Origin of the sequence: Collinsella sp. AF39-11AT, assembly GCF_003474585.1 — a bacterium.
Taxonomy (GTDB): domain Bacteria; phylum Actinomycetota; class Coriobacteriia; order Coriobacteriales; family Coriobacteriaceae; genus Collinsella.
Genome location: NZ_QROG01000001.1, coordinates 90,944 through 108,270, shown reverse-complemented (window position 1 = coordinate 108,270; position 17,327 = coordinate 90,944). Strand labels below are relative to the sequence as shown.

The 17,327-nt window shown below is 61.6% G+C and carries 11 protein-coding genes; 10 read left to right on the top strand and 1 reads right to left on the bottom strand.

Translation table 11 applies throughout. From position 1 onward, the window contains the following. The first annotated feature begins 31 nt into the window (after nucleotides 1-31). The 4 genes from DW037_RS00535 to DW037_RS00520 all read left to right on the top strand — a co-directional run bounded on the left by DW037_RS00535 (nucleotide 32) and on the right by DW037_RS00520 (nucleotide 4,253). Complete coding sequence (locus DW037_RS00535) at nucleotides 32-784, top strand: hypothetical protein (protein WP_147329326.1); 753 nt, start codon at nucleotides 32-34, stop codon at nucleotides 782-784. A gap of 175 nt (nucleotides 785-959) precedes the next feature. After that, nucleotides 960-2,156 (top strand): MFS transporter, encoded by a 1,197-nt coding sequence (locus tag DW037_RS00530; protein ID WP_117629241.1) that lies wholly within the window; start codon nucleotides 960-962, stop codon nucleotides 2,154-2,156. A gap of 153 nt (nucleotides 2,157-2,309) precedes the next feature. After that, a complete protein-coding gene (locus tag DW037_RS00525) occupies nucleotides 2,310-3,686 on the top strand; it encodes an alpha-amylase family glycosyl hydrolase (RefSeq protein ID WP_117629240.1) in 1,377 nt (458 codons plus the stop codon). Between the two features lie 3 nt (nucleotides 3,687-3,689). Beyond that, on the top strand, nucleotides 3,690-4,253 hold the full coding sequence (locus tag DW037_RS00520; protein ID WP_117629239.1) for a uracil-DNA glycosylase family protein: 564 nt from the start codon (nucleotides 3,690-3,692) through the stop codon (nucleotides 4,251-4,253). Between the two features lies 1 nt (nucleotide 4,254). On the opposite strand, the gene DW037_RS00515 is transcribed toward DW037_RS00520, so the two are convergent. Beyond that, nucleotides 4,255-4,917, bottom strand: a complete 663-nt coding sequence (locus DW037_RS00515; protein ID WP_117629238.1) for a hypothetical protein — start codon at nucleotides 4,915-4,917, stop codon at nucleotides 4,255-4,257. A 93-nt stretch (nucleotides 4,918-5,010) separates the two neighbouring features. On the opposite strand from DW037_RS00515, the gene DW037_RS00510 reads away from it, so the two are divergent. The 6 genes from DW037_RS00510 to DW037_RS00485 all read left to right on the top strand — a co-directional run bounded on the left by DW037_RS00510 (nucleotide 5,011) and on the right by DW037_RS00485 (nucleotide 17,138). Continuing rightward, complete coding sequence (locus DW037_RS00510) at nucleotides 5,011-6,147, top strand: pyridoxal phosphate-dependent aminotransferase (RefSeq protein WP_118372627.1); 1,137 nt, start codon at nucleotides 5,011-5,013, stop codon at nucleotides 6,145-6,147. A gap of 504 nt (nucleotides 6,148-6,651) precedes the next feature. Continuing rightward, complete coding sequence (gene rplJ / locus DW037_RS00505) at nucleotides 6,652-7,173, top strand: 50S ribosomal protein L10 (RefSeq protein ID WP_006235004.1); 522 nt, start codon at nucleotides 6,652-6,654, stop codon at nucleotides 7,171-7,173. 102 nt (nucleotides 7,174-7,275) lie between these two features. Continuing rightward, a complete protein-coding gene (gene rplL, locus DW037_RS00500; RefSeq protein ID WP_006235005.1) occupies nucleotides 7,276-7,653 on the top strand; it encodes a 50S ribosomal protein L7/L12 in 378 nt (125 codons plus the stop codon). Between the two features lie 312 nt (nucleotides 7,654-7,965). Next, nucleotides 7,966-8,874, top strand: a complete 909-nt coding sequence (locus DW037_RS00495) for a UTP--glucose-1-phosphate uridylyltransferase (RefSeq protein ID WP_118372626.1) — start codon at nucleotides 7,966-7,968, stop codon at nucleotides 8,872-8,874. Nucleotides 8,875-9,224: 350 nt separating this feature from the next. Beyond that, entirely contained in the window at nucleotides 9,225-12,653 is a 3,429-nt protein-coding gene (locus DW037_RS00490; RefSeq protein WP_233542199.1) for a DNA-directed RNA polymerase subunit beta, read from the top strand. A gap of 6 nt (nucleotides 12,654-12,659) precedes the next feature. After that, a complete protein-coding gene (locus DW037_RS00485) occupies nucleotides 12,660-17,138 on the top strand; it encodes a DNA-directed RNA polymerase subunit beta' (RefSeq protein ID WP_199578279.1) in 4,479 nt (1,492 codons plus the stop codon). The last annotated feature ends 189 nt before the right edge of the window (nucleotides 17,139-17,327 follow it).

Here is a 17,327-nt window from a genome sequence, read left to right as displayed (position 1 = left end):
TCGGGCGAAGGGATGCCGGAGTGGCTGCACGATGGCGTTATATATCCCCTTGTTTGTTATGAGCGCGCTTCAAATTGGTGTATCAAACGTTGCAACTGAGCTCGCCTATATCAATCCGTCCATTACGCTTATTTGCACTGTGGTCGCGGCCTTTTTAAACCTGCTTCTATCGAATGTGGCTTTTTCATTATTTGCCGTCGACCGGTCCAAAGAGACGGTGCAACCTGCTCGAACCCCTCCGGTTTATCTCTTGGCCTCGACGGTTCCCCTCCAGATTTCTGGGGCGCTGCTAATTTATTTGGTTCACTTGATTTTATCGGCAATTGTAGTCTTTGCCTCGCTTGCGAGCAGCCAGCTCGGGGTGTTGTGCTCGCTTGTGGTGGCAGTAATCGTGACGCTTCTTTCCGCGTCGTTCGTATTCGTGTTAATTGAAGATGCGGGCGTGGAGCAGAGGGGACTACGAGGCATTCGGTTTGCACCACGCTACATCATGCGTTCGGTCACGGTGCTTCGTTCCTCCTGCAGAGAAATCGCGCGTCCCGCAACGCTGCTAGTGGCATGGAACCTGGTTGCAAGTTGCGCTATCCAGGTTCTTGTTGGATGGGTAGTTTCGAGTGCGGCGCTGCCGTCGGCACTTTCAGTGACGGCGCTTGTACATGAGGGACTTTATTATGGGGCGTTTGCTTATATCCTTCTTTTGCTAGTTCATTGTGCGGTTGCGAGTTGGCTCGAAATTGACGTGCTCATGGGGGTGTCCTTGTGCGTATCCGAGCAGGCGCGATAGCCCGAAGATGAAGCCGCGTTTTCGACATTGAGTTCCTGCGTACCTTGCTTTCTAAGTAGAATTGGCGCGCCGTCTGTTAACGATCGTTTTCCAAGAATTCTTTTGTTGCTCATTTTATAGACTTCTCATTGCTATAATCGCCCACCGCTCAAGATAATCGGAGAGGTTTTCCTATATGGCCCAAACAAAGCAAGGTGGTATCGCACTCAGGCAGTGGCTCCCGCTTATCGGGCTCGCCTGCTGTGCGTTCGTGTTCAACACGTCGGAGTTCATGCCCATCGGCCTTCTGACTGATATCGCCGCGTCGTTCTCGCTCACCGAGGCCCAGGCAGGCATCATGATCTCGGTCTATGCTTGGGGCGTCATGCTGCTGTCGCTGCCACTCATGGTGTTTGCCTCGCGCTTTGAGTTCAAGCGTATGCTGCTCGGCGTGCTCGCCGTGTTTTCTCTGGGTCAGTTCCTGTCCGCTGTGGCACCGACATATCCCATCCTGGTCTGTGCGCGCCTGGTGGTCGCTTGCGCACATGCCGTGTTCTGGTCGGTCGCCTCGATTATGGCCTCGCGCCTGGTCGACAGTCGCCACGGGGCGCTCGCCATTAGCATGATCGCCACGGGCTCGTCCATCGCGCAGATCTTTGGCCTGCCGATCGGCCGCGCCATCGGACTGGCCGTGGGCTGGCGCATGACATTCGCCGCGGTCGGGGCCCTCTCGGCTGTCGCGGTTGTCTACCAGGCCGCGGTGTTCCCGGCCATGCCGGCGGGCGAGCGCTTTACCGTCAAACAGCTGCCCGAGCTGCTCAAGAACCCGTTCCTGATTGCGCTCTACGCGGTCACGGTCTTTATGGCGACCGGCTATTATGCGGGTTACAGCTATATCGAGCCGTTCCTGGCGCAGGTCGCGCACGTCGACGCAAGCGCTATTACCATGACGCTGACGGCGTTTGGCTGCTCTGGTCTGCTCGGAAGCTGGCTGTTTGGCCGCCTGTTCGATGGGCATCGCTTCCCGTTCTTGGCTATCACGCTCTCCGGCGTGCCGGTGGCTCTGCTGCTCGTGGGTCCGGTCGCATCGTCGCTCGTAGCAGTGCTTGCCGTCTGCGCGCTATGGGGCTGCTGCTCCACGGCCTTTAACGTTGCGTTCCAGGCCGAGCTCATCAAGTACACGCCGGCGGATTCGTCGGCCGTCGCCATGTCGATCTTCTCGGGCCTGTTTAACCTCGGTATCGGCACGGGCACCGCAATCGGCGGCGCCGTGGTTTCGGGTCCCGGTATCGCTTGGATTGGCTTTGCGGGCGGGGCGATTACCGTCGTGGGCGTCATCCTTGCCATCACCGTACTGTTCCCAGCCATACGCCGCGCAAAGCCCGTCGCCTAATCACGTCCCCTCATCAGCTGCGGTGGAATAGCTCCTGTTTAAGGCCTCTGAAGGCCCAAGCAGGAATTATTTCACCGCAACTTATTTTGGGGAAGAGGATACAAGCCGGGCATACAATGGATGTCGTTGTGTTGAGCTTACCGGGAGGTTGCTATGTGGGCATACGAGACGACGTTCTATCAGATCTATCCGCTGGGCTTTTGCGGAGCTCCGCGCGAAAACGCCGCCCCCGTTGCCGAGGATGAACTCGCTCAGGCTGCCAACGCCGCGCCCAACCCCGATGCGCCCATCATGAAGATCGCCCAATGGGCCGACTACCTGCAAGAGCTCGGCATCGGTGCTGTGCTCATTAACCCGCCGCTCGAATCCGACAGCCATGGCTACGACACGCGCAGCCTGCGCCACATCGACCGCCGCCTAGGTGGCGACGCCGACTTTGCCGCCGTGTGCGAGACGCTGCACGCCCATGGCATCCGCGTGGTGCTCGATGCCGTCTTCAACCACGTCGGTCGTGGCTTTTGGGCCTTCCGCGACGTGCAGGAGCGTAAGTGGGACTCGCCCTACAAGGACTGGTTCCACATCAGTTTTGACGGCGATTCCTGCTATAGTGACGGCTTTTGGTACGAGGGCTGGGAGGGCCATTTTGAGCTTGTGAAGCTCAACCTGCAAAACCCCGCCGTGGTCGATTACCTGCTCGAGTCCGTGCGTCGTTGGGCCGAGGTCTTTGGCGTCGACGGCCTGCGCCTGGACGTTGCCTATATGCTTGACCGTGATTTCATGCGTCGTTTGCATGCCTTTACCCGTGAGCTCAAGCCCGACTTTGTGCTGATCGGCGAGACGCTCCACGGCGACTACAACCAGATCGTCAACGACGAGATGCTCGACTCCTGCACCAACTACGAGTGCTACAAGGGCCTGTGCTCCAGCTTTAACTCGGTCAACATGTTCGAGATCGCGCATTCGCTGCATCGCCAGTTTGGCGGCGATCCGTGGTGCATCTACCGCGGCAAACACCTGCTGTCGTTTGTCGACAACCACGACGTGCCGCGCCTGGCGAGCATCCTCACCGACAAGTCGTGCCTGCGTCCCGCCTATGGCATGCTCTTTGGCATGCCGGGCATTCCGTGTGTCTACTATGGCAGCGAGTGGGGGATTGCCGGCGAAAAGGGCGGCCCCGATGGTGACTGGGCGCTGCGACCTGCGCTCGATGAGCCTGCGCCCAACGAGCTGACGGCGTTCGTCACGCAGCTCACGCACCTTCGCTCGGCCGACGACGCGGCGGCCCGTGCTCTCAACTACGGTGCCTATCGCAACGTGGTGATCCAGAACAAGCAGCTGCTGTTCGAGCGCGCCTGCGACGGCGCGACGGTACTCGTGGCGGTGAATGCCGTGGACGAGCCTTACACCTTTGGCGCTGGCGAGCTCAACGGGTCCTTTGTTGACCTGCTTGCCGACGGCGCGCCCACGGTTGAGCTGACGGGTACTCTTGAGCTTGCGCCCTACGAGGTGCGCTATCTGTCGAGGGCCTAGGTCATGGCAACGCCTGACGAGGGCTATCAACATATTGAGCACGGGTTCGAGCCCGTGTTCGACCAGCACTCGCGCATCTTGGTGTTGGGGTCGTTTCCCTCAGTGCTTTCGCGTACCAATGCCTTTTATTACGGCAATCCCCAGAATCGCTTTTGGCGCGTGATGGCCGCGTGCCTCGGTGTGCTCGTGCCACCCAACGAGGGCGATCCTTTGGCAAGCGGTGAGCCCGCGACGCTCGATGCCTCCATTGCTGCCAAGCGATCCATGCTGCTGAACGGCGGCGTGGCCCTGTGGGATGTGATCGAGAGTTGCGACATTAAGGGCTCGAGCGACGCGAGCATTCGCAACGTTGTGCCGGCACATATCGAGCGCATTACCGATGTCACGCCGATTGAGGTCGTTATCTGCAACGGCGGCGCGGCCGGGCGGCTCTACAAACGATATCTACAAGAGCGGACGGGGCTACCTGCCATCGTGCTGCCGTCGACGAGTCCTGCCAACGCGGCGTGGCGTTTGGAGCGGCTTGTCGAGCGTTGGAGTGAAGCCGTTGACTGGGCAGCTTATTAATTTAGATTATTGATTGAGTGCGGGCGCCGAGGTGTTTCAGAACGCCTCGCCAGATCGGCGCGGGCACGGCTGGCTCGGCGCAAACCATGCCATTGGTGTCGATGTCCTCGGCACTGCCGCCGCCGAGTCGCTGCGCATGCTCAACCGAGCAACCCATACGCACCGCACCCACGAGCTTGTCCATCGCTTCCGAAAATGGCCGGCGTAAGAGGCCCATGCGTGGGGAATGGCGAAGCGCCGCGATGCCGCTGCCGGCGCAGATGGTAACACCGCCGCACCACGTTAGTTTACGGAGCTCGCAAGCTTCCCGCAGGCGCTTGACGGGCATGTGCGCCCCCTCGGTGCTTCTGTGGGCAACCTGCACGACGACATAGACGCGTGTCTCTGCATTCCCAAGGCGATCGAGCATCTGCTCGACAGTGATCATCGCCCCGTCATCAAATGCATCATCAACGGCGAGCACGAGGCCATCGGCGGCAGCATCGTCATCATCCGCCTTCAAGTCGACCGGTCGGGGGAGTACAGTGCCGGAAAGCTGTGCATAGGCGGCGATGGCATCCTGCAGGTCCCAGAGCAAAAACTCAAGATCGGCGCTCTCGGGAATGCTGATATACGCAATGGTTTGCAACGTCTTGGGCTTATCGCCGCGCGCGATCGTCTCCATGCCGCCTCCTTTCCGGTTGGTTTCCGTTTAGGTTACACCGTCTGGTGGCGCCTCGCCGCGCTATCCTAGTGCAACCCTTACGAAAGGAACGCCATGCGTCTGCCTATGAACACCTCGCTTGCCACGCTCAAGCCCTCCGGCATCCGTCGGATTAACGCGCTCGCCGCCCAGCACCCAGGGTGCATCGCGCTTGCGCTTGGCGAGCCCGACTTTCCCACGCCCGATGTGATTAGCGCCGAGGTGACCGCCGCGTTGGACCGCGGTGACACGCACTATCCGCCCAACAACGGTCGCCCCGCCCTGCGCGAGGCGCTATCCGCATATATGGGCGAAGCGGGCCTTGCGTTTTCGGCCGACGAGGTCATCCTGACCGACGGCGCGACCGAGGCCCTGTCGGCAACATTCATGGCTATGCTCAACCCCGGCGACGAGGTCATTATCCCCACGCCGGCCTTTGGCCTGTACGAGAGCATCGTCGTAGCCAATCACGCCAAAGCGGCCTTTTTGGATACGGAGCCTGCGCAATTCCAGATTGACGAGGAAGCGCTTCGCGCCTGTGTGACCCCGGCGACCAAGGCCATCGTTATCTGCTCGCCCAACAATCCCACGGGCTGCATTCTCAGCGCGGCCTCACTCGACGCCGTAGCGCGCGTGGCGGAGCAGGCGGGCATCTACGTGGTCTGCGACGACGTGTACAACCGCCTCGTCTATGTGGATGGCTACGAGCGCTTTGCCCAGCGCCACCCTGAGCTGCGCGATCAGACAGTGGTCATCGAGAGCTTCTCCAAGCCCTGGGCTATGACCGGCTGGCGCTTGGGCTGGCTCGCAGCGGCAGCTCCCGTCATCGCCGAGATCGCAAAGGCCCACCAATACTTAGTATCGAGCGCCGTCTCCTTTGAGATGGACGCCGCAACGCGAGCCCTGACCGTCGACCCAACCCCTATGCTCAAAGTCTACCGAGCCCGCCGCGAACGCGTACTCGCAGCCTTAGACGCCATGGGCCTCGACGTAGTGGAGCCCGCGGGCGCCTTCTACACCTTCCCAAGCATCAAGCAATTCGGCATAACGAGCGAGGAGTTCTGCATCCGCGCCATCAAGGAGGCGGGAGTCGCCCTCGTTCCCGGCGATTGCTTCAACTGCGAAGGCCACATCCGCCTAAGCTACTGCGTCTCCGATCAAGATCTGGACGAAGGCCTCCGCCGCCTGTCAAACTTCGTTTCAACCCTGTAGCCCAACGAGACCCAACCCATCAGCCCACCGACCTAAGAGTTATGCGTGGGGCGCGCCGGCCAACGGGCACGAGGATTCGCAACAAAGGCAACGTAGCTCCGGTCGGGAGGGGCAGGGCGAGTTTTCCGTAGATTCCGCACGAGCCGAAGGCCACTTAATGTGGCCTTCGTGCGAGCCCAGGACTTGACCGAGCGGAAAACTCGCCCTGCCCCTCCCGACCGGAGCGTATGCAGGGTTTGTGTGCGAATCCTCGTGCCCGTTGACCGACGCCGGGGTCCCCGCCATAATACTTTCGGTTCACGCACGAATCCGCTGCCAGAGACAGCCGGTGCAAACGGGCATCGCCCGCGAGCTTAATGGGATATCCCGCCAGCCGAGGTGGTCGAGTAGATATGTCTTCTCGCCCCCGTCGCTCATGCAGCGCGGGGGCTTTCTTTTTGGACATGCCCCCGTCACGTCCTTGTGGCGGACCGTGCCCGGAAAGAATTCGAGGAGGTGTAATTCATGCCCCAGCAGTACAAAATCGACAAGGTTGCAGAGATCGAGTCCCGTATCGCCGAGAACGCCGGTCTGTTCGTCGTCAACTACAACGGTCTGACGGTTAAGCAGGCTCAGGAGCTGCGTCATCAGCTTCGCGAGTGCGGCGCCGAGATGAAGGTCTACAAGAACAACCTGGTCAAGATCGCTCTCAAGAACCAGGAGCAGCCCGAGCTCGACGAGATCCTCGCCGGCCCCGTCGCTTATGTGTTCTACGAGTCCGAGCCGGTCGAGGCCGCTAAGGCCCTTAAGGACTTCTCCGCTAAGTCCAAGGGCGTCCTTGAGATCAAGGGCGGTATCTCCGACGGCAAGGCCGTTTCCGCTGATGATGTTAAGGCTATCGCCGAGCTGCCCACCAAGGATCAGCTTCTCGGCCAGATCGCCGGTCTCATCTCCGGTTTCGCTCGCGACATCGCTGTCTGCGTCAACGGCGTTTCCTCTGGTCTCGCTCGTTCGATCCAGCAGGTCTCCGAGCAGAAGGCAGCCTAGTCGCTGTTTTCACCCGCGGCGGCAACGCCGCGCCCCTGGCGCATTCGCGCCGTGTTTTAACTGATCTCCGTGCACAGACACGGAAACCGAAAGGACTTAGAAATGGCTAAGCTTACCACCGATGAGATCATCGATGCTCTTAAGGAAATGACCCTTCTCGAGGCTTCCGAGCTCGTCAAGGCTATCGAGGACACCTTCGGCGTTTCCGCCGCTGCTCCTGCCGCTGTTGTCGCCGCTCCCGCTGCTGGCGCTGCTGAGGCCGAGGAGAAGACCGAGTTTGACGTCGTGCTCGAGGGCTTCGGCGACAACAAGATCCAGGTCATCAAGGCCGTCCGTGAGCTCACCAACCTTGGCCTGAAGGAGGCCAAGGAGGTCGTCGAGGGCGCTCCCAAGGCTGTTCTCGAGGGTGCCAAGAAGGAGGACGCCGAGGCTGCCAAGGAGAAGCTCGAGGCTGCTGGCGCTGCTGTCACCCTCAAGTAATCAGGCTTTCTCGCCAGATTTCTTTGCAGACGGGGTTCGCGTTGCGAGCCCCGTCTTTTTTGTTATGACCCCTCTATTTTGCTGGCTCGGCATGCAAATTACTGCCGTTTGCAGTGCTTTGGGGTCACTACCGTTGGGTAATAAAATTGCACCATTCGAGCAATAATTTGCGTTGACCTGCTGAAGAATTGTCCCTGCCTTGTAGCGACATATAGTTCCAGCGGTAAGATGCTTGGGTATCGCAATTTGGTCTGCGGCTGTGTGCCGCACGCATGGGGCGCTTTTGCGCCTGCGAAAGGATCTTTGAATAACATGAAGGCAATCATCCCCGCCGCCGGTCTTGGCACGCGTTTTCTGCCTGGCACCAAGTGCACGCCCAAAGAGATGCTGCCGGTGCTCGACAAGCCCGTCATTCAGTACGTCGTCGAGGAGGCGCTCGACCCCGAGGAAGTCGACGACGCCATCATCGTTACTTCTCCCGGTAAGCCCGAGCTACTGAACTACTTCCAGCCCGATCGCTCGCTCGAGAACCTGCTGCGCGAGCGCGGCAAGAACGCCTATGCCGATGCCGTCGCCCACGCTGGCGGTATGCCGGTCGACTTCCGTTATCAGTACGAGGCCAAGGGCCTCGGCCATGCTATCCGCTCTGCTGCCGACGCCGTAGCAGGGGAGAACTTCCTGGTTCTTCTGGGCGACTACGTTGTGCCTAATCGCGACATCTGCGACAAGATGCTCGCCGTTTCCAAGGAGCACGGTGGCGCTTCGGTTATCGCCGTCGCTGCTTGCTCGCCCGAGGAAGTCAGCCGCTACGGCGTTATCGCCGGTGAGCGCGTCGGTTCGCTCGAGGGTGCCGAGGACGTTGCCGATGCAGAGCCGGGCGCTGTCTGGCGTATCGGCGGTCTGGTTGAGAAGCCCGCTCCCGAGGCTGCTCCGTCCAACCTGTACATCGTCGGTCGCTACCTGCTGAGCCCGCTAGTCATGGACCTGCTGGCCGATCAGCAGGCCGGTAAGGGCGGCGAGATCCAGCTCACCGACGCCATGGCCCGTTCGCTCGACCGCGAGGCCATGTACGCCGTCGTCATCGACCCGCTGTCGGGCTACGACACCGGCACTCCCTCTGGTTGGATGGCCACTAACGCCCTCATGGCTGCAAACGACCCCCGCTTTGCCGATGCCTTCTGGGACGCCATCGACGAGCGCGGCGGATTGATGCGCAAGTAAGCCTTCGGGCACCGACATTTACGGGCGTGGACCTCGGTTCGCGCCCGTTTTTTATAAGAGCTGCGATTGCTAGCTCTCTGTTCACATAAAATATATGAACAGATGTTCGATACACATACATCTACCTGCGTGTTTTCTGTCGAAAAACTTTGCTACTCCAAAAACTCAATCGCGTCAAGGCTTTTCTTGCCCAACGGTCGGTACCTGATAAACTATTAGGTTGCGATAACTGGCGAAGCTATGCCTCGCCAACCCACCGAGCATTTCCGTGAAGGAGGAAAAACCTGGTGACCTACGCATACACTGCCACTGAGCGCAAGCGCGTCAGCTTCGGGAAAATCCCGGAGGCCATGGAGCTCCCCAACCTTATCTCTGTTCAAAGGGAATCCTTTGAGCGTTTTAAGGACGAGGGCCTTCGTGAGGCGTTCAAGGAATCCAGCCCCATCCAGAGCCAGAACCATGTTCTCGAGGTTACCTTCGGCGAGCATCAGTTCGGCGACCCCGCGCACACCGTCGAGGAGTGCCGCGAGAAGGATATGACCTATCAGGCTCCGCTTCTGACCGACGTCCGTCTCACCAACAAGGAGACCGGCGAGATCAAGGAGCAGCTCGTCTTTATGGGCGACTTCCCCATGATGACCGATCAGGGCACCTTCATCATCAACGGTACCGAGCGTATCGTCGTCTCGCAGCTCGTCCGCTCCCCGGGCGTGTACTACAGCTCCGAGATGGATTCGGGCAAGCAGATCTACAAGGCCCAGATCATCCCGTCCCGCGGTGCCTGGCTTGAGTTTGAGGTCGACAAGCGCGACCAGCTCATGGTCTCCATCGACCGTAAGCGCAAGCAGAGCGCCACGATGTTCCTGCGCGCCCTTGGCATCGCCGTCACCAACGACGACATCATCGAGCTGCTCGGCAACTCCGATGTGATCAAGCGCACCCTGGAGCGCGACACCGCCCTTACCCGCGAGGACGCCCTCATCGAGATCTACCGTCGCCTGCGCCCGGGCGAGCCTCCCACCGTGGACGCTTCCCGTAGCCTGCTCGAGGGCCTGCTCTTTAACCCGCAGCGCTACGATCTGGCCCGCGTCGGTCGTTACAAGGTCAACAAGAAACTCAACCTCACCACCGAAGAAGAGGTCACGGTGCTCACCGACGAGGATATCGTCGCGACGCTGCGCTACCTCCTGTCCCTCGCTGCCGGCGAGCAGGGCTTCAAGGTCGACGACATCGACCACTTCGGCAACCGCCGCATCCGCACCGTCGGCGAGCTCGTCGCCAACCAGTTCCGTATCGGCATGAGCCGTATGGAGCGCGTCGTCCGTGAGCGCATGAGCTCCCAGGACATCGACGAGATCACCCCGCAGTCGCTCATCAACATCCGCCCGATCGTGGCCTCCATCAAGGAGTTCTTCGGTTCCTCGCAGCTCTCGCAGTTCATGGACCAGGCGAACCCCCTGACCGGTCTGACCCACAAGCGCCGTCTGTCCGCACTCGGCCCTGGTGGTCTTGCCGGCCACAAGTCCGGCTCCAGCCGCCGCACCAACGTGCCGACGGCCGTCCGCGACGTTCACAACTCGCACTACAGCCGCATGTGCCCGATCGAGACCCCCGAAGGCCCCAACATCGGCCTGATCGGCTCGCTCGCCCTCTACGCCCGCGTCAACGAGTATGGCTTCATCGAGGCCCCGTTCCGTCGCGTCGAGAACGGCGTTGCCACCGACCAGATCGACTGGATGACCGCTGACGAGGAAGAGAAGCACGTCATCGCGCCGGCCAACACGCCGCTCGATCCCAAGACCAACGAGTTCATCACGACCGATGCCGAGGGCAAGATCGTCCGCCCGCACACCGTGATCGCCCGTACCCGCGACTTCGACGGCTCCTTCGGCGCTCCCGCCGACGTGCCCGTCGAGGACGTCGACTACATGGACGTCTCGCCGCGTCAGATGCTCTCCGTCGCAGCCACGCTGATCCCGTTCCTTGAGCACGACGACGCCAAGCGTACGCTGATGGGCGCTAACATGCAGCGCCAGGCCGTGCCGCTGGTTCACCCCGCCGCTCCCTATGTCGGTACCGGCATGGAGCGTCGCGCCGCTCTGGACTCCGGCGAGGTCACCCTGGCCAAGAACGCCGGCGAGGTCATCTTTGCCGACGCCGCCAAGATCATCGTCAAGCATGCCGGCGGCATGGACGAGTATCACCTGGCCAAGTACCAGCGCTCCAACCAGTCCACCTGCATCAACCACCGTCCGCTCGTGCGCGTCGGTGACACCGTTGAGCAGGGCGAGCCTCTGGCCGACGGTCCTTCGACCGATCACGGCGAGCTCGCACTGGGCCAGAACCTCACCGTGGCCTACATGCCGTGGGAAGGCTTTAACTACGAGGACGGTATCGTCGTGTCCGAGCGCCTGGTGGCCGAGGACCTGCTGACGACCATCAACATCACCCGTCACGAGATCGACGCCCGCGACACCAAGCTCGGCCCCGAGGAGATCACCCGCGAGATCCCGAACCTCTCCGAGGACATGCTTGCCAACCTCGACGAGGACGGCATCATCCGTATCGGCGCCGAGGTCGGCCCTGGCGACATCCTGGTCGGCAAGGTCACGCCTAAGGGCGAGAGCGCTCTGACCGCCGAGGAGCGCCTGCTGCGCGCCATCTTCGGTGCCAAGGCCCACGACGTCCGCGACACCTCCCTTAAGATGCCTCACGGCGCTTACGGCCGCGTCATCGACGTCGTCCGCTTTAGCCGCGAGAACGGCGACGACCTGGCCCCCGGCGTCAACGAGCAGGTGCGCGTCTACGTCGCCCAGCGTCGTAAGATCCAGCAGGGCGATAAGATCGCCGGCCGCCACGGCAACAAGGGTGTTATTTGTAACGTTCTGCCGGTCGAGGACATGCCCTACATGGCTGACGGTACCCCGATCGACGTTATCCTCAACCCGCTGGGCGTTCCTTCGCGTATGAACGTCGGCCAGCTGCTCGAGTGCCACCTCGGCTGGGCTGCTGCGTGCGGTTGGGATACCGAGCAGGCCGACTCCGACAAGTACGTCCCCGGTCCGTTCTTCACCGCGACGCCCGTCTTCGACGGCGCCAAGGAGGACGAGATCGCCGAGGTCATCCGTCGCGCCAACAAGAACATGCTCAACAAGGCCACCGCTGCCTTTGGCGATCACATGCGCCCCGAGTTCGTCACCCAGCTTGACGAGCGCGGCAAGACCCGTCTGTTCGACGGCCGCACCGGCGAGGAGTTCCGCGAGCCCATTACCGTGGGTACGTCCTACATCCTCAAGCTCGGCCACATGGTCGACGACAAGATCCACGCCCGTTCGACCGGCCCTTACAGCCTGGTTACCCAGCAGCCTCTGGGCGGCAAGGCTCAGTTCGGCGGCCAGCGCTTCGGCGAGATGGAAGTTTGGGCACTGTACGCTTACGGTGCTTCCAACGTCCTGCAGGAGATCCTGACCGTCAAGTCCGACGATACCGTGGGCCGCGTCAAGACCTACGAGTCTATCGTCAAGGGCGAGAACGTTCCTGTCCCGGGTATCCCCGAGTCCTTCAAGGTTCTCGTCAAGGAGATTCGCTCCCTCGCACTGGACATCGAGCCCATGCACGATGCCGACGAGGACGCCTCCGCACCTGTGACCGCCGAGGAGACCTCCGCTCTCGACGACCTGGCTGCGCTCGCCGGCGTTGACGCCGACGTCGAGGCCGAGGACGCCGAGACCACCGAGGCGCCCGAGGCTGTCGCCGCCACGACCACTGATAAGGAGTAGTTGACTGTGGCAGATTTCGAAGCTACTGATTTTGACTCGGTAAAGATCTCCCTTGCCTCCGCCGACCAGATCCGTTCCTGGTCGCACGGTGAGGTCAAGAAGCCGGAGACCATCAATTACCGTACCCTCAAGCCCGAGAAGGACGGCCTGTTCTGCGAGAAGATCTTCGGTCCCGCCAAGGACTGGGAGTGCTCCTGCGGCAAGTACAAGGGCATCCGCTTTAAGGGCATCGTCTGCGAGCGCTGCGGCGTCGAGGTCACCTCGGCCAAGGTGCGTCGTGATCGCATGGGCCACATCGAGCTCGCCGCTCCCGTGTCCCACATCTGGTACTTCAAGAGCCCCACGAGCTTCCCGATGAGCCGTATGCTCGACATCAAGTCCAAGGACCTCGAGAAGGTTCTGTACTTCGCCAGCTACATCATCACCGAGGTTGACTATGAGGCCCGCGAGGCCGACGCCGACGACCTGCGCGAGGAGCTCGCCGCCGATCTGGAAGAGATCGATGCCGAGTGCGCCCGCCAGATCGAGTCCCTCAAGGAGCAGGGCGACCCCGAGAACTTTGACGAGTTCTCCGACGAGGAGCCGCTGACCCCCGAGGAGATCGCCTCCGGCACCGTTGACATCGAGGAAGAGTGCAAGGACGAGAAGCAGCTCCGCACGGACGCTTTCAACGCCTTCATGAAGCTCACCGAGCGCGACCTTATCTCCGATGAGCCGCTGTTCCGCGAGATGACCCGTTACTACTCCATGTACTTCAAGGGTGGCATGGGTGCCGAGGCCGTCCGCGACCTGCTCGCTGCCATCGACCTTCCTTCCGAGGCCGAGAAGCTCAAGGCCATCATCGCCGACGAGGACTCCCAGAAGCAGAAGCGTGAGAAGGCCGTTAAGCGCCTCGAGGTCGTTGACGCCTTCCTGAAGGGCGGCAACAGCCCCGCGAACATGATCCTGGACGTCATCCCGGTCATTCCGCCCGATCTGCGCCCGATGGTCCAGCTCGACGGCGGCCGCTTCGCCGCGTCCGACCTCAACGACCTGTACCGTCGCGTGATCAACCGTAACAACCGACTCAAGCGCCTGCTCGACCTGGACGCCCCTGCGATCATCGTGAACAACGAGAAGCGCATGCTCCAGGAGTCCGTGGACGCCCTGTTCGACAACGGCCGTCGTGGTCGCCCGGTCTCTGGCCGTGGCGGTCGCCCGCTCAAGTCGCTCGCCGAGGCCCTCAAGGGCAAGCAGGGTCGTTTCCGTCAGAACCTGCTGGGTAAGCGTGTCGACTACTCCGGCCGTTCGGTTATCGTTACCGACCCCAAGCTGCTGCTGCACCAGTGCGGTCTGCCCAAGACCATGGCGCTGGAGCTCTTCAAGCCCTTCGTCATGAAGCGCTTGGTCGAGCTCGGCAAGGTCGAGAACATCAAGGGCGCCAAGCGCGCTATCGACCGCGGTGCCACCTTTGTGTGGGACATCCTCGAAGAGGTCATCGACGGCCGCGTCGTGCTGCTCAACCGTGCACCGACCCTGCACCGTCTGTCCATCCAGGCCTTTGAGCCGGTGCTGGTCGAGGGCAAGGCTATCCACCTGCACCCGCTGGTCTGCTCGCCCTTCAACGCCGACTTCGACGGCGACCAGATGTCTGTCCACGTGCCGCTGTCCAGCCAGGCTCAGGCCGAGGCCCGCGTGCTCATGCTCTCTGCGAACAACCTGCGCTCGCCGGCATCCGGCAAGCCGGTCAACATCCCCTCGCAGGACATGATCATCGGTGTGTACTACCTGACCCAGGTCCGCGACGGTCTGCCGGGCGAGAACCACGTGTTCTCGAGTTTCGACGACGCGCTGCACGCCTATGACTGCCGCTCCGAGGTCGACATGCAGGCCAAGATTCAGGTCCGCGTGTCCGCCGAGAACGCCAACGTCATCAACGAGGACGGCACCCGTATCTTCCGCGTCAAGAACGGCAAGAACGAGTTTGTCGACTACGACGTCACCGGCAACAAGACCGCGCGCTTCGAGACCTCTATCGGCCGCATCATCTTCAACCGCCAGTGCCTGCCCGAAGACTATGAGTTCATGAACTACAAGATGGTCAAGGGCGACGTGGCCAAGCTGGTTGCGGACTGCTGCGATCGTTACCCCGAGGCCAAGGTCGGCCCGATCCTCGACGCCATCAAGTACTCCGGCTTCCACTACGCTACCCGCGCCGGCCTCACCATCTCGGTGTGGGACGCTCTCATCCCTGCCGAGAAGCAGGAGCTGCTTGACCGCGCCCAGGCCAACGTCGACCAGATCAACGAGTACTTCGAGGAGGGCTTCATCAACGAGACGGAGCGCCACATCGAAGTCGTTAACGAGTGGACCGCTTGTACCGATAAGGTTGCAGCGCTCATGCTCGATATGTTCGACGAGGAGAACCCGCTCTACATGATGGCCGACTCCGGCGCCCGTGGTTCTAAGACCCAGCTGCGTCAGCTCGGTGGCATGCGTGGCCTGATGGCAGACATGTCCGGCGAGACGATCGACCTTCCCATTAAGGCGAACTTCCGCGAGGGCCTGCTGCCGCTCGAGTACTTCATTTCGACCTACGGCGCCCGTAAGGGTCTGGTCGATACCGCATCCCACACCTCGGACTCTGGTTACCTGACCCGTCGTCTGGTCGACGTGGCCCAGGACGTCATCGTCCGCGAGGAGGACTGCGGTACGCACGAGGGCGTCACCTACAACCTCATCATCCCCGGCACCACCGACCTCAACACCGACCTCGTCGGCCGTTGCTTCATCGAGGACGTCGTGGCTCCCGATGGCACCGTGCTCTTTGAGCAGGACGGCTACATCGAGAAGGTCGCCGACATCCAGAAGATGGTCGATGCGGGCCTCAAGAAGGTCAAGCTCCGCGCGCTGCTCACCTGCCGCTCCAAGTACGGCGTGTGCCAGAAGTGCTACGGCTGGGATCTTTCCACCCGTCGTCCGGTCGCCATCGGTACCGCAGTCGGCATTATTGCCGCCCAGTCCATCGGCGAGCCCGGTACGCAGCTTACGATGCGTACCATTCACTCCGGCGGCGTCGCTGGCGTCGACGATATTACGCAGGGTCTGCCTACGGTCAGCCGTATGTTCGATATCGTCGGCAACGTCAACGAGAAGATCCTGGGTCGCGAGGCCGAGCTGGCTCCGTACTCCGGTCACCTCTCGATTAAGCCCGAGAAGTCCGAGTACGTGCTGACGCTCACCGACTCCGAGGATCACACCCGTGTCCTCGACGAGCGTCGCGTCCCCGCTTCGGTGCGCTTTATGCCCGAGATCGAGGACGGCTGCGAGGTTCGCGCCGGCGACCAGATCACCAAGGGCTTCGTCAACTTCCGCAACCTGCGCAAGCTGACCGACATCGAGTCGACGATGCACACCTTCGTCGAGAGCGTCAAGGACGTCTACACCAGCCAGGGCGTCGACCTGAACGACAAGCACATCGAGGTGCTCGCACGTCAGATGCTGCGTCGCGTTCAGATCACCAACCCCGGCGACTCCAAGTACCTGCTTGGTCAGTACGTCGACCGCTACGAGTTCGCTGACGAGGTCGAGCGCGTTGCCCGTCTGGGCGGTCAGGCTCCTGTTGCCGAGCCCGTCATCCTGGGTACGCTCAAGGTCGCGTCCAACATCGACTCCTGGCTGTCGAGCGCTTCGTTCATCCGTACCGCCGGCGTCCTTACCGAGGCTGCCATCGAGGGCAAGGTCGACCACCTGCTCGACCTTAAGTCCAACGTCATCGTCGGTAAGAAGATCCCGGCTGGTACTGGCCTCAAGCCGTACGCCAACGCCAAGCTGACGTATCGCACGGCCGATGGCTACGTGGACATCGACGGCCCGGCTTCGCCCAACGCCAAGTCGCTGCCCGAGTGGGCTCCTGTGGAGCTCAAGGATCTGGACGAGCAGCTCCCGCAGCAGCTCGACTGGGCCGGCTACGACGAGTTCGGTGGTGCTGACGGTTCGTTCACCCGCAACGGCCACACCATCTCCGCCGAGAAGGCTCGCCTGTACCTGTTCGACGACCTGGGCGTGTCGCAGCGCTGGACCAACAAGTTCAGCGAGGTCGGCATCGAGACGGTCGGCGACCTGGTCGGCAAGTCCGAGGAGGATCTGCTGCGCATCGACGGCATCGGTGCCAAGGCGATCGAGGAGCTCCGTGACGGCCTGGAGGCCCACGACCTGCTCTACATCCTCGAGAACAACGACGACGTTGCCGACGAGGAAGACCTCTCGCAGCTGCTGCAGATGGTCTTTAGCCCCGACGGTCCGGACGATATCCTGCTGGGCACCTCCGCTGCGCCGACGCATCACGCCGACGCCGACGAGGAGCTCCTGGGCGCCCCGATCGACGACAAGAAGGCTCCCGCCAACGGTGCCATCAACGAGGACATGGCTTCCCTCGACGAGCTGCTCAACCAACTCGTGGACACCGACGACGCCGAAGAGGCCAAGGACAACGACGAGGAGTAATTAGTTCCGCCGTTCTAACGAACGGCGGCGACCTCCGTCGCTGCGCGGCCCCCAGAGCTACAATCTGTCATTCAAAAGGCAGGGCATGACCAAAAGGTCAATGCCCTGCCTTTTTCATGCCACCTTGTACGCTCTGGGGGCCGCTCGCTTGTGCATGCTCAACCTGTTGCGTTCCGTTGATCCGTTGGA

Coding starts and splice junctions, on each gene's coding strand:
- DW037_RS00510 (WP_118372627.1), top strand. CDS start 5,011: ATGCGTCTGCCTATGAACACCTCGCTTGCCACGCTCAAGCCCTCCGGC.
- DW037_RS00515 (WP_117629238.1), bottom strand. CDS start 4,917: ATGGAGACGATCGCGCGCGGCGATAAGCCCAAGACGTTGCAAACCATT.
- DW037_RS00530 (WP_117629241.1), top strand. CDS start 960: ATGGCCCAAACAAAGCAAGGTGGTATCGCACTCAGGCAGTGGCTCCCG.
- DW037_RS00525 (WP_117629240.1), top strand. CDS start 2,310: ATGTGGGCATACGAGACGACGTTCTATCAGATCTATCCGCTGGGCTTT.
- DW037_RS00535 (WP_147329326.1), top strand. CDS start 32: ATGGCGTTATATATCCCCTTGTTTGTTATGAGCGCGCTTCAAATTGGT.
- DW037_RS00520 (WP_117629239.1), top strand. CDS start 3,690: ATGGCAACGCCTGACGAGGGCTATCAACATATTGAGCACGGGTTCGAG.
- DW037_RS00495 (WP_118372626.1), top strand. CDS start 7,966: ATGAAGGCAATCATCCCCGCCGCCGGTCTTGGCACGCGTTTTCTGCCT.
- DW037_RS00490 (WP_233542199.1), top strand. CDS start 9,225: ATGGAGCTCCCCAACCTTATCTCTGTTCAAAGGGAATCCTTTGAGCGT.
- rplJ (WP_006235004.1), top strand. CDS start 6,652: ATGCCCCAGCAGTACAAAATCGACAAGGTTGCAGAGATCGAGTCCCGT.
- rplL (WP_006235005.1), top strand. CDS start 7,276: ATGGCTAAGCTTACCACCGATGAGATCATCGATGCTCTTAAGGAAATG.